The sequence below is a fragment of the Streptomyces cellostaticus genome (genome assembly GCF_001513965.1).
In the GTDB taxonomy this organism is placed as follows: Bacteria; Actinomycetota; Actinomycetes; order Streptomycetales; family Streptomycetaceae; genus Streptomyces; species Streptomyces cellostaticus.
Genome location: NZ_KQ948040.1, coordinates 104,753 through 117,022 on the forward strand (window position 1 = coordinate 104,753; position 12,270 = coordinate 117,022).

Annotated in this window: 10 protein-coding genes and 1 pseudogene; 3 read left to right on the top strand and 8 right to left on the bottom strand. The window is 66.1% G+C overall.

Annotated elements, in window-relative coordinates; all coding sequences use genetic code 11:
- Nucleotides 1-7: 7 nt before the first annotated feature.
- The gene (locus AQI88_RS34310; protein WP_067006972.1) at nt 8-2,065 is read right to left on the bottom strand and encodes a restriction endonuclease; all 2,058 of its coding nucleotides are present in this window, start codon (nt 2,063-2,065) and stop codon (nt 8-10) included.
- Nucleotides 2,066-2,493: 428 nt separating this feature from the next.
- On the opposite strand from AQI88_RS34310, the gene AQI88_RS34315 reads away from it, so the two are divergent.
- Nucleotides 2,494-4,113, top strand: a complete 1,620-nt coding sequence (locus AQI88_RS34315; RefSeq protein WP_067006975.1) for a recombinase family protein — start codon at nt 2,494-2,496, stop codon at nt 4,111-4,113.
- A gap of 62 nt (nt 4,114-4,175) precedes the next feature.
- On the opposite strand, the gene AQI88_RS46205 is transcribed toward AQI88_RS34315, so the two are convergent.
- The 5 genes from AQI88_RS46205 to AQI88_RS34335 form a co-directional block, all read right to left on the bottom strand.
- Nucleotides 4,176-5,102, bottom strand: coding sequence for a hypothetical protein (locus AQI88_RS46205; protein ID WP_159050461.1), 927 nt, complete (start codon nt 5,100-5,102; stop codon nt 4,176-4,178).
- A 575-nt stretch (nt 5,103-5,677) separates the two neighbouring features.
- Nucleotides 5,678-7,033 carry a replication initiator gene (locus AQI88_RS34320; protein WP_067007023.1) on the bottom strand — a complete coding sequence of 452 codons (1,356 nt, stop codon included), beginning with the start codon at nt 7,031-7,033 and terminating at the stop codon, nt 5,678-5,680.
- 295 nt (nt 7,034-7,328) lie between these two features.
- A complete protein-coding gene (locus AQI88_RS34325; protein WP_067006978.1) occupies nt 7,329-7,526 on the bottom strand; it encodes a hypothetical protein in 198 nt (65 codons plus the stop codon).
- Entirely contained in the window at nt 7,523-8,824 is a 1,302-nt protein-coding gene (locus AQI88_RS34330; RefSeq protein WP_067006981.1) for an FtsK/SpoIIIE domain-containing protein, read from the bottom strand. The genes AQI88_RS34325 and AQI88_RS34330 overlap by 4 nt, the downstream gene beginning before the upstream one ends.
- Complete coding sequence (locus AQI88_RS34335; RefSeq protein WP_067006984.1) at nt 8,824-9,177, bottom strand: SCO3933 family regulatory protein; 354 nt, start codon at nt 9,175-9,177, stop codon at nt 8,824-8,826. The genes AQI88_RS34330 and AQI88_RS34335 overlap by 1 nt, the downstream gene beginning before the upstream one ends.
- A gap of 163 nt (nt 9,178-9,340) precedes the next feature.
- On the opposite strand from AQI88_RS34335, the gene AQI88_RS34340 reads away from it, so the two are divergent.
- Nucleotides 9,341-10,120 carry a GntR family transcriptional regulator gene (locus tag AQI88_RS34340; protein ID WP_067006988.1) on the top strand — a complete coding sequence of 260 codons (780 nt, stop codon included), beginning with the start codon at nt 9,341-9,343 and terminating at the stop codon, nt 10,118-10,120.
- Between the two features lie 428 nt (nt 10,121-10,548).
- Here the strand turns inward: AQI88_RS34340 and AQI88_RS48035 are convergent, their stop codons facing one another.
- The gene (locus AQI88_RS48035) at nt 10,549-10,845 is read right to left on the bottom strand and encodes a hypothetical protein (protein ID WP_079057987.1); all 297 of its coding nucleotides are present in this window, start codon (nt 10,843-10,845) and stop codon (nt 10,549-10,551) included.
- Nucleotides 10,846-11,167: 322 nt separating this feature from the next.
- Nucleotides 11,168-11,734: an ATP-binding protein gene (locus AQI88_RS34345; protein WP_067006992.1), complete on the bottom strand. Its 567-nt coding sequence runs from the start codon at nt 11,732-11,734 to the stop codon at nt 11,168-11,170.
- A gap of 208 nt (nt 11,735-11,942) precedes the next feature.
- On the opposite strand from AQI88_RS34345, the pseudogene AQI88_RS34350 reads away from it, so the two are divergent.
- Nucleotides 11,943-12,270 (top strand): annotated as a pseudogene (locus AQI88_RS34350) (sporulation protein); the annotation flags it as partial.

A 12,270-nucleotide genomic window follows, 5' to 3' on the forward strand; every position in this document is an offset into this window, starting at 1 on the left:
CGACACGCTACTCGACCTCGATGCCGTGATCTCGAACGAGTTCCTCCAATCCGCCCGTGTAGCCCTTTCCTCCGAGCACGAAATCCCAGTCGCCGTTGGATCTGCGGCGGAAGGATCCGAGAACCAGGGCAGTCTCCCGGGGACGGCCGTCGGAGACTTCAAGCCGGCCGAGCTCGACCATCGCGGGGTTCAGCAGTCGGATACAGGCGTCAGTGAATCCAGACAGGTCAGCGTCCGGGTTGACCTCTGGGTCAATGGCAGCCACCAGCACAAAGCGGTCTGCGCTGTCCGGGAGCGCGTCGAATGAGACACGGATGGCCGCTTTGTCCGGTGGCGTCGCCGGGACCGCTCGTACCGAACCGTCCGGAGTTCGAGGGTTGTTGAAGAAGACGAGGTGGTCGTCGCTGAGGACCTGATTGCCGGTGCAGACAAGCGCGCACACGTCCAGAGCGACGCTGCCGGACCAGGACATGCCCAACACGTTGTAGTCGTCAGAACGAGTTGTGGGACTGGACGGTGCAGGCTGTGCCGGGGTTGTCCGTCCCCGCTCCCCCAAGCATCCACGAAGCCCGTGGCGGTGCAGAAGATCGACCAGTTCGCTGCCCGATATGAGTTCCAGGGGCTTGCCGTTGGCGAAGGTGCGGGAGCCGGGGCCGAACCCCGACGTCGTCACCAGGACACCCTTGTTTGCACCCCTGTCCTGCACCGTGCCGTACAGGTCGCGTACTGCTGTGGGTGGCACGGTGTTGCGGTAGCGCTTCACCTGTACGACGATCTTGCCCCCTCGGATCGGTGTCGGGTCCAGGGCATCGACGTCCACGCCACCGTCATTCGAGCGCTGGGTCGTCACAGCCTGCATCCCCATGGCCCGGAACAGGTCGGCGACAAGGGACTCGAATGCGATCGGGTCCATCTCATAGAGATCCGGCTCTTCATCGCCGCCACGCGTGGCCACCCGGTTTGCGACGTCCTGCGGCCGCCGACTCGGCCGCACGGAGACGAGCTGATCGGGACGCGATGAAAGCTGCCCTCTCAGCGCCTCGGTCAGGCAGCTGACCGCATCCACCTGTTCCAGATGCAACTCGGTGAACACAGCCCGCGGGGCCATGACCGTCGCCAGAACGATCTGCGCCTGCCTCCCCGTCGCCGGATCATGGTCGTCCACGAATCCGTTCAGCGCCACGGACTCAAGTGCCGCCGACTCATCGGCCGCGAAGAGCTGGTGCAACACCAGCAGCATGCATTGCGCCAGGGCCTCCCGATACAGCGCCCGACGCTGCCCCACGGGACGCGGCGTTTCCTTGTCCTGATCGAGCGTGGGCATGTACCGCACCGACTTCGCCTCGGGGACAACCCTGTACCCGGGCAGTTCCCAGTCCAGCACCAGCTGCCGGGCCGCCGAGTCGTAAGCCGCCGAGACCTGCCGAGGAAATCCTTCGGGCCACGCTGTCGACGCATAGAGGGCCGCCGAGAAGTACTCGACCACGGAGTCAGGATCGCCCTGTCTCACCCCCTCGGTCACCTCGGTGATGCCGGCGTTGTGCCGACGCACCTCCGACCGCTGGGCCTCTGCCCTCTGTTCATACTCGCGCTGATAAGCCGCCAGCTGCTGCCGCCGCTGGGCCTCGGCAGTCTGTGCGGCATGCCAGTCCCGTTCGAAGCGGGCCTGAGCCTCGGCCTGTGCCTGCGCGCGCCGATTCGCCGTCCAGCCACCCTGCGCCTGGTACTGGTTCTGATCCGGCATGGGCACAGGCCACGCGAGTGGTCCCGGATCAAACGGGGGTATCTCCTCGGTCCGCATCAGCGCAGCTGCCCTGAAGGCAGAAGCCCGGCATCCCGCAGACAGCAGGGCCTGCAAGGTGGCGACCTGAGCCTCGAGTTCCTCCGTACGCCGCCGCGCTTCCGCCTGCCGGTACTCCCGGTGGCTTTGGGCCACATGTCGTTGGTAGGCCCGCGCTTGCCGCTCCTGCTCCCTACGTTGCCTGGCCTCGGCTTCCCTCGCGCGCTGTTGCTGACGCTGTACCTCAGCCCAGACCCCGACCAAACCAGTAGAGCGACGACTCATGCCCTAGATAGCCCTCCCCAGGAAGTCGGCACCGCCGACCGAACTCTGGCTGTCCCCACAACCAGCAGTAACGAATCGACTTTATCCAGCAATCGCCGCGCCGCATATCAACTTGCCAAAGGCAACCTGAAGGCCCCCGTCCCGCAGGTGACGAAGCCCCGGCTGCACTGAACGCCATGAGCCCCCTCTCCCGATCGAGAGGGGGCTCAACTGTCAGCCGGCGCTTCAGCCGACACGGCGGTTACCTCGTCCTCGCCGCGCCCGCCGGCGCCTCGCCCACCTCAGTGCGCGTGACCACTCGAAGCCGGCGCCGGCGCAGCGTTCTTGACCGTCAGAGGCAGCAGCTTCTTGCCCGTCGGGCCGATTTGGATGTGGGTGTCCATCTGCGGCCATATACCAACAGAGCCACATCCAGTACCGTGCAGGTCATGGCCAAGCGAACGAGGACTCGCGGGGCAACTGACCGCACCCAGTACGCAGTTGATACCGAGTGGACGAAGGCTGACTTAGCCCTATTAGAGGAGCTGAAGAGGGCGGAGGCACTCCTGCCGGACGACGCACCACGAGCGCTGTTGTCAGTCCGACTGTCGGTACTCACCGACGAGACGACATCGCCCGTCCGACAGGAACTCGATCTCCGCATGCTCGCGCGGGAGCGGGGATCCCGGGTGGTCGGCGTCGCGAGCGATCTGAACGTGTCAGCCACGAAGGTTCCGCCATGGCGGCGCAAAGAGCTGGGAAGCTGGCTGAACAACAGGGCGCCTGAGTTCGATGAGATCCTCTTCTGGAAGCTGGACCGCTTCGTCCGCCGTCTCTCCGACCTCAGCACCGTGATCGACTGGTGCCTGAAGTACGGGAAGAACCTGGTCTCCAAGAACGACTCCATCGACCTCACCACGACGGCCGGAAAAATCATGGTCACGATCGTCGGCGGCATCGCTGAGATCGAGGCGGCCAACACCAGCACCCGCGTGGCGAGCCTGTGGGAGTACACGAAGACCCAGAGCGAGTGGCTTGTGGGGAAGCCCGCCTATGGCTACGAGACAGCAGTGGACGGGGACGGCAAAACCATCCTCGTCATCAACGAGACCGCCTACAGGGCCCTCCACTGGAGCCGCAAAGCGGCCATGAGAGAGCGCCCAGCTTCGGCCCGCCGCATGGTCAAGGTTCTCGTTCGCGCCAGCCTGTGCGAGTCGAGCCTCACCGCATCGACCCACCTACGCCGACTGCGGAACCCGGCACTCATGGGCTACCGGGTAGAAGAGGAAAAGAACGGAGGCGTACGCCGCTCCAAAATCGTGCTCAGGTCCGATGGGAAGCCCATCCGTGTGGCCGAGGGTGTCTTCACGGAAGACGAGTTCTACAGCCTCCAAGAGGTCCTGGACGGGAACGGAAAGAACCAGCCCACGCGCAACCCCGAGGGAGCCACGAGGTTTCTCGGAGTCCTGATCTGCCACGACTGTGTCACCAACATGACCGTGCAGAAGACACGGAGCAAAGGCCGATCGTACGAGTACCTGCGGTGCGGGAAATGCAAGGGCGGAGGCCAAGGCGCCCCGAACCCCGAGGGGGTCTACGGCCGACTCGTCGACGACGTGCTGAAGGTCCTCGGGGACGAGCCGGTCATGACACGCGAGTACCGCCAGGGAGCCGAAACCCGTAAGGAGCAGCAGCGCCTCGAACAGTCCGTCAGCTACTACATGACCGGCCTGGAACCAGGAGGCCGCTTCACGAAGACCCAGTTCACTCAGGAGCAGGCCGAGAAGACGCTGGACGACCTCATCAAGCAGCTGCAGGCCATCGACCCCGAGTCGACCAAGGATCGCTGGGTGGCCGTCCACAACGGCAAGACGTTCCGGGAACGCTGGGAGGAGGGCGGCATGGAAGCCATGGCCGCCGATCTGCTCAGGGTCGGCGTGAAGTGCGAGATCAAACGGACCAGGGTGAAGGGCGTCCGCGCTCCACACATCCACATGAAACTCATGATTCCAAAGAATGTGCGGGACCGGCTGATACTGAAGGAGGACGACTTCGCGCAAGCCTTCTGACCGCAACTCAGCCGAGAAGCAGCCCGCCCCTTACAGGTGCCGGGACGGGCGCCCGTTCTGTGTCAGGAGGACACGACCAACATGCGCACTAGCCCAGTTCCGCTGGGCAGCGGTGCGAGTGCTTTGCCGATGATTGCGCCAACGGCGCGAGAACGGTCTTCGACCCGCATAGCGAAGCCGTGATGGGACGAGGTGGTCAGGAGATCTCCGACGGAGATGGCGCCATAGGTGGCATCCGCCTTGACATATACCTGCCCCGCAAGGGCGACTGTCACGGGATGCTGGCCATTGGCTTCGCCCTCCAGGACGCTCCCAGGGCTCAGTCCTCCAGCTCCGGAGACGACACCTGTGGCGCTCGTGTCGTATTCATCGCTGCACGGGGTGAGAAGTCCGTTTTCGCTGATGACTAGGACTGTTCCCGGCTCCGCGCCCTCCTCCGTGGCAAAGGTTTCAGCGTAGTCGTGGCCATCTTGATGGACGTGACCGTGGACCTTTACATCTCCGAAGAACTCCCCGGACCACGAGTCGATGACTGACTGCCTACCTACGAGGGTGCGTTGCCCGTCTAGGTATCCGGTGAGTTCCAAGATTCCTTCGACGCGCGCGGCAACAGGGCTATTGCTCTTGGCAAGAACACCAGGCCCGGGACCGCCGAGCCCAACGACTCCGGCCGCTCCGCCCTTGCCTATCCCCACAACTCCGGCCCCATTGGACTTGTTTTCTCCGACAACAGCTGCCGCTCCTGCCGGGCCCGAGCCCGACGTCTCCCCATAGACCCCGTGCCACGTCGCGCTTTTTCCTATGACTCCGGGCCCGCCTGCCGCACCTTCCCCCATGACTCCCGCCCCGCCTGACGTACTGTCAGTTTTGCCGTACACACCCATCCATGTGGAGCTCTCTCCAGCCACGCCGGTACCTATGGCATACGCGTGCATTCCAACCCGATCATCCGCTTCGTGGACAACCACGGGTTCATTGTATTCAGGCATTTTGCTCTCCGTGACGAGAATATTGACTGGAGAGCCACTGAGAAACCGGCGGAAATGTCTTGGTTCACAGCGGAACAGTCACCTAACCTTCCTTCCCAACGTACGACCATCCGCGAGACTCAGCAACAGGTTGCCAGTTCAGTCAAATCTGCAATTACTGACCGAGGAGCAGATATGAATTGGAAGCAGGTGGCGGCGGGCGGGGGCGTGAGGGCCGGAGGCCCTCGGCGATTACTTCTGTGACGGGCACTAACTAAAGGGTGCCCCGCAAATGATCTATGGACACCCACAATGGTCCTACCGTGGACCGTCGGTGGTACACCGTAGGACCTCACCAGAAAACGGCAACACACCCCACACAGCCATGAGGAGCAGCTCGGGGCCTCCCCCTCACCGGCTGACGGGACTCGCCGGTCATTCAACACGCCACGTTGCTGGGTCGAACGGCTCTTCCGTTCCATCATCATCGATGATCACGATTTCACTCTGGATCAGCGGCATCGGTCGGCCGTCGGAGCGTTGGCGATTCGGCGCAGGCTGAGGCTGCCGTGAGTAACGTTCAGGCAGAGCAGTTATCAGCACCACTCCCCCTCTTGCACCGTGACTAGGGCCAGCCGCCGGGACTCCGCAAGGTCCTCTGCGATGCCAGTGGCGACGAGTGCTGCGCCGGGGGTGTGACCGGAGCCTACGTATCGCCAGTGCCGTTCGGTGATCGCGTGGGGTAGGTCGGTGTGGCCCCGATAGTGGGCACGTTCAGCTCGGAGTGCTGTGTAGGTCGTGGAGTATGCGCGGGACTTGGTGAGGATGTGGCCCCGATAGCCGAGCGTGTGGACCCAGGCACGTAGGCGGAGGGGCGCATACTCGGGAAGGCCCCCGAGGCGCCAGCAGGTCCGCATGAGGGTACGGACGTGTTCGGTCACGGGCGCCGACTCGATGTCGCCCCAGGTCGAGAGCCGGTAGTCAGTGCCGGCGCCTATGTCGCTCGCGCCCTTGGTGACGTACTTGGCGACGTACGCGGCCACCGCATCATCATCCGGGCCGCCACCATCGGTCCGTAGGGGACGTGCGTCGATCTGGGCGCCCCAGCGCAGGCTCATCTCACCTACGGCCGGGCTATAGGGCGTGCGGACGAGGACCCGCCGGGCGGAGGCGCGTACAGCGTCGATAAGGAGTTGGGCAGTGCCCCAGGCCGGGGGTTCGTCTCCGGGGCCGGTTGGGCCGTCGAGGCGAACGACCGCATGCACGTGGACGGCTGCACGCCTCTGGTACTCGGCAACGCGGGCGAAGGACAGCCGGGCATGCCGGGCGAAGCGGGACTGCACCAGGCCGACCGACGAGGCGAGGCGCCGCCGGACGTCGATGACGAAACGGTCCCAGAGCTTGGACGCGTGTACATGCCACAGGACGTGGGCGGTGTAGTCGTAGCAGTCGGGGCAGAGCGGTTGGCCGGCACTCAGTACATCCGATGTGTGGACGAGGCCGCAGCCGAGGGGGCGCCCATGTTCGCACGTGCCGCCGTCGCGGCGGGGACGGCACGGCTCCGATGACCGGTGCACCAGGCCAAACGACGGAGCAGTGAGGGTGACGAACAGTCGGGGACGATGGCGGACGGAGTCGGGGACATTCTTGCCGCCGAGGAGGCCGGCGCGGACGAGGTGGTAGGTGTCTCCGGCATGGAGGCGGGAGCAGGCCGGACAGATGGTTGCGCGGCGGTTGCGGCAGCGGACGAGGAGGCGTTCGCCGGGCTCGTTGCGGGTGTCGTAGTGGTGGAGGATCTCGCCGGTCGTGCCGTCCACTGTGGTGGTGGAGCCGGAGAGGTGGACGGGATGGGAGCAACCGCCGGTGGCGACGATCTGCTCCAGCAGGCGGGGAAACTTGGGGTCTTGTGCGAGACGGATTGCGTCGCGATCTGCTTCGGGAAGCTGACGCAGGCGCGCCGCGCGGTCGAGGACGGCGCGCCGGTCAGCCGGTGTGTACTCCGGGGTGATGGTGGTGACCTTCCGGGGTGGGCCGCCGAGGCGGCACAGTGAATGGGTGGTGGCGCGTTGTCGGTCATGGGGATTACTCCCTTGCATGGTCAGGCGGGGTGAGGTTCAGCGGATGGTTCCGGTGCCCCTGCAGACGCGGCAGCGGTGCATCCGTCCGGTCCAGGTCCTGCGGGCTCCGTCGCCCTTGCAGTGGGGGCACCTCACGCGGGGCATGGGCATGTGATCGTGTCCTTCCTGCTCAGTGGTGGGCGAAGCCGTTGATCAGCCACATGACGAGGTCGTGGACGGTGAAGGCCACGGGGGTCTGACCGAGGTAGAGGCCGAAGAGGCCGACGCAGACCGCTTCCCAAGCCTTTACGTCGCGGGAGCGGACGAGGAGGACGGTGATGATCCCGAAGATCACCGCGAACGTGAACGCTGTTCCTTCGCTGATCACTTGTCGTCTCCTTCCGGCGCAGTGAGGGCGCTGTCCAGGGCGGGCAGTTCCGGGACTATCGCGACGTACTTGCGGGCGGTGGCGACGGCTTCTTCGGTGGGTGTCAGGTGGGAGCGGGCGCGGCTCCAGCCGCCGTCCGGGCTGGTGCACACGGCCACTCCGCGTTCCTCCGCTGTGATGGACTGGGCGACAGCCACGGCGTCCTTGTTCAGATCGCCCAACGTCATCTCGGCGGTGCCGGGATCGTTGACGCGGTGGCAGATCCGTCCGCCGAGCTGGGCCCGCAGTGCGGTGACGCCGGGGCCGAGGTCGGAGCCGACGCGTTGCCCGGCGACGACCAGGTGAAGGCCGAGCGCGGCACCGAGCTGCGCCAGGCGGAGGAGGAGAGTGGAGCACTGTTCGGCTTCCGCTTTGCTCTCGCGGGTGCCGTCGGAGAGGTACAGTTCGGCGATCTCGTCAACGATCACGACGACCGGGACCGGCCGGAGCTTGTCGGGTAACTCCCAGATCGAGCGCACTCCGGCGGACCGGCAGGCACTCATGCGCTCCTGCATGTCGACCATGAGCGCCGAGAGCACGGCGACCGCTTCCCTGCGGCAGGTCGCCAGGGCGCTGAGCCGTCCGGCGAACAGCCCGAGTTCCATGCCACCCTTGCAGTCGATGCCGACCAGGGCGACCGGCTGCGGGGCGAGTTGTGTGATCAGCCGTGCCAGCAAGGTGGACTTGCCCGACCGGGTGGCCCCGGCGATGAGCCAGTGCGGCACCAGCCGCAGGTTCATCACCCATGCGCCGCCGCTCTCCAGTACACCGATGAGCGCAGACAGCAGCTCGGCGGGAGCCGTGGCCAGGCCGGGTCGCTGAAGCGGATCCATGGCCGTCGCAGTCAGCAGGACGATCCCGCGTTCCGGCGAGGTGACACGTACAGCGTGGACCTTCCAGGCGTGCACGAAGGCATCCGCCGCCTTAAGGAAGGTGGCCGGGGTCTGGCCCGCGTGCAGGCGCACGATCACGGTCAGGCCCATACGGGTAGCGCGCGGGAAGGAGATCCGCGGTGCCACCGGCCGCAGCGGATCACCCTTGACGACCAGGTCGCCGAGCAGCCCGCGCGGCGGGCGTCGGGATACGGAGAGGTCGTTGAGCTGGGCGACCTTGCGCCAGGTGCACACCACCCGGCACGCGGTGGCCGGGTATCGGACCAGGTACCAGTGCCAGACCGGACTGTGTCGGCGGACCAGGTCACCGACGACCAGGCCCCACGCCAGCACGGCGAGGACGAGGGCGAGCAGGACGGGTCCCATCACGCGTCACCGCCCTTCGCGTGCGCCACTGTGCTGCCGCTGGGGACGGGGGTGATTGCGTCTGCGCGGAAGCTGACGCCGTGCCGGTCGCCCATCGACCACATGAACGCGGTCAGGCCGGTGACCTTGACGATCTGCCCTTCCTCGATGCCCTTCGGCTGTCCGCTGACGGCGATCTCGATCACGGAGATACGCCGTCCGTCCTGCCGCACAGTGACGGCCACGGTCCAGACCGGGTTGCCGTCCCGGTCCCTCTTCACCTCCTGCGTTTCGGGGTTGCTGAGCTTCGCTTCCGGCGCGATGGCGCACCGCAGTACGCCCAGCCGCGCCGTGTCCACGGGGATGGACTGCATTGACTTTGGCCTCCTTGGCCGATCGAGACGCCATCCATATCCTGACGTCACTTGTCCTTACGAGTGACGACTATGGAGTCCTGTACGGCGATGGCGCAAGTACTTATGCTGACGAGTGATGTCGCGCGTGCGACGTGCCTATGACCTATCCGGAGATGACCGAATGTCCGAGATCCAGCGCCCTGGCGCCCTCTACCAACAGGTGGCCTCAGCGATCCGCGAAGCGATCCTGTCCGGTGAGTTCGCGCCCGACTCCCTGTTGCCGTCCGAAGCCCAGCTCATGGCCCGCTACGCCGTCTCCCGCCCTACGGTCCGCAACGCGATCTCGGCTCTTCGTGCGGAAGGACTGATCGACGTCCGACACGGCAAGGGCAGCTTCGTACGCTCCAGCGGGCAACCGGTCCTGACCATCGAGCGCCGCATCAGCCGCACCGGCGAGGGCGAGTTCGCGATGCCCAACGGCGACATCTGGCAGGAAGCCGACGAACCGAGCACGTACCGCACCCGCACCACGAAAGAGACCGGACGACTCCTCCAACTCGGCCAGGAAGAAGCACTGTTCGGCTGTGACCGGCTGCTCATCGACCCCAGCACCGGCACGCGCGCCATGCACCGGACGCTGATCCCGTTCGAGGTCGCCGACACTGTTCCCCTGCTTGGACAAGAGCCGTGCAAGCCGCCGGCGGCGATCTACTCGGTGCTCACCCGGGCCGACCACAAGCTGTCCTGGACCGAGACAGTGCGCGCGCGTATGCCCCTGCCCGACGAGCGGACCACGCTCCAGCTGCCGGACGCGACCCCGATCCTGTACGTCGCCCGCGTCGCGCATGGCACCGACGACCGCCCGCTGTTGCTCGAAGAGCTGCGCTTCGGCGCGGACCGTGCCGAACTCGCCTATCGGATCACCGCCGACAAGCAGCCCGCGCGACGCGCCCGCGCCTGAGCACCAACGGCAATCGGTCGAAACCGCCTTCACTTCCTCAAGGGCGCGCCTGCGGCGCGCCGGGGCGCCCGGCCGCCCCGGCCGGGCGTGCGGCGTGGACGCCGGTCCCGTCCGGTCGGCCGGCGCCCCCACCCGCTGCACGCCCGAGGAGCCGAGGCGTGGACCAACCACCGGTGCCGAGTCTCGGGCGGTACCGGCAGTGACGATCAAGAACACGGAAGCGTGGTTGCTGCCGGTGGGTGGCTGAACGAGACACACGCGCGCCAGCCCGTTCGTCACACCGCACCGTCGTGGCTGACTGTCCGTGGCTGAGGCATCAAGCACGGCGGGAGTCGCGCCAGGCAGACAAGCAGCAGCGAGCCGTCGTTGGTCGAGGCCCAAGGGGCCTGGGATCGACCTCCTGCGCCCCTCACCAGCGGAAGGGACACTCACGCTGCACCACCATCGCCGTCGGCGCGCGCCTCCAGCAACTGAGCAAGTCGAGCCACGGCGTCCGGCCAGCCCGTCAGCCGTACGACCCCGCGTCCGTCCTCGTTCGCCGAAGCGACAGCCCGTACGGCAGACAGCTCAAATCCCGCACCGAGGAGCGCTCGGTTAAGGCGATCGGCCGCTTCCCCTGCCTCACGCCACCCCGCGATGTAGTCCACCCCTGAGACCCAGAGGCCGAAGTCCGCGCCCGCCGCGTCGAGACCATCGTTCAGCCAGCCCTCTCCTGAGCCAGTCACCTTGTCCACCTCTGCCCTGATCTAGGTAACGGATCGTCAACTTCCTTGGGCCAGGGCCAAAACGCAGCACGACGGCCCCGGTACCATCAGGCACCGGGAACCGCCGTGTTCCCAGCCGGGCCACCCTTCGCTTTCCAGGGCTGACGGGGTGGCCCGGCCTATGTGGGGATGTGAAACGCGGCCCCTCACTCGGGAGGGAACTCCCGGACCGTCCGAGAAGCCGCGCTCCTTCGGCCGAAGTGGTCAGGCTCCGGCCAGTGACCAGATCGCCGCCCTACTCCCGATCGCGAGGGAGCAGATCAAGGTGGCGACCCGGCGTCTGTCAGGCCGAGGACTCGAAACCCTCGGCCCGGACCCGATCGAGGTCAAACCGACACCACACTGATTTGCCAGCGCCCTTGAGTCCCGGCGACCACCACACCGCATCGGCCAGACGCTGAACGATCAGCAGTCCGCGTCCCCGGTCCGGTACGAGAGCCTCGACGAAGTCACCGGCCAGATCCGGCGAGAGGAACTCACCGGCCGGGAGGTCGGGCGGATTCGAGTCCTCGTCCGAGACTCCGATCCCCAGCAGCCCCGGCCAGTTCATCAGCCACACGTCGATGCGCCGCTTCGCACCGGGCATCGCCAGGCGCTCATCCGGTACGGCGTGGTGGACGACGTTGCCAACAAGCTCTGACACGACGAGCTTCGCGTCATCGACCACGTACCCCAGGCTCCAGGTGTTGAGGTAGTTGCCCACCATGTCCCGCGCGGCCTTCACGCAGTCCGGGTCCTCGGCGTAGATCGTCAGCGCCCGGAAGTGGCCGCTGCAAGGATCGTGCATCGAGCCGTGCGGAGCACCCACTGTCGGGGCGTTCGCTGTGCGTTTACTCTGCCGCGTTTCCACCGCGTTCCCTCCCGAGCACTGGCGAGCCCCCATAGCCCGCCGATCTGTGCTGACCAGTGAACGGCGCGGGAAGTCTGGGCGGGAGCGTTCATCAGGGGGTTCACGTGAACACCAGCAAAGCCAAAGGGGGTTCGAGAATGAACCCCCCAGGGCGATACTGCTGTGACACGATGAACACTCGCCGTAATTCTCGGGTTGGCAGGGGAGCATGAGCCGAGAGCCGAACGCGCAGTTGATCGCCGTCATGAGCGAAGCAAAGATCTCGAACAAGGGCCTTGCGAAACGCATGACCGACGAGGCCGACCGGCGGGGCGTCGAGCTAGGGACAACGCATGTGTCCGTACAGCGATGGCGCAACGGCTCAAGCATCAGGCCGCAGACGGCGGCGATCATGGCGGACGTACTCTCGGCCAAGCTTGGCCGGCGCATCACGCCCGGCGAACTCGGCTTCTTCGGTGACACCAAGTCCGCCACGCCCGAGCCGATCGGCTACCCGAGCACCGTCCCGGATGTCCTGTCCATGCTTGACGGACTAG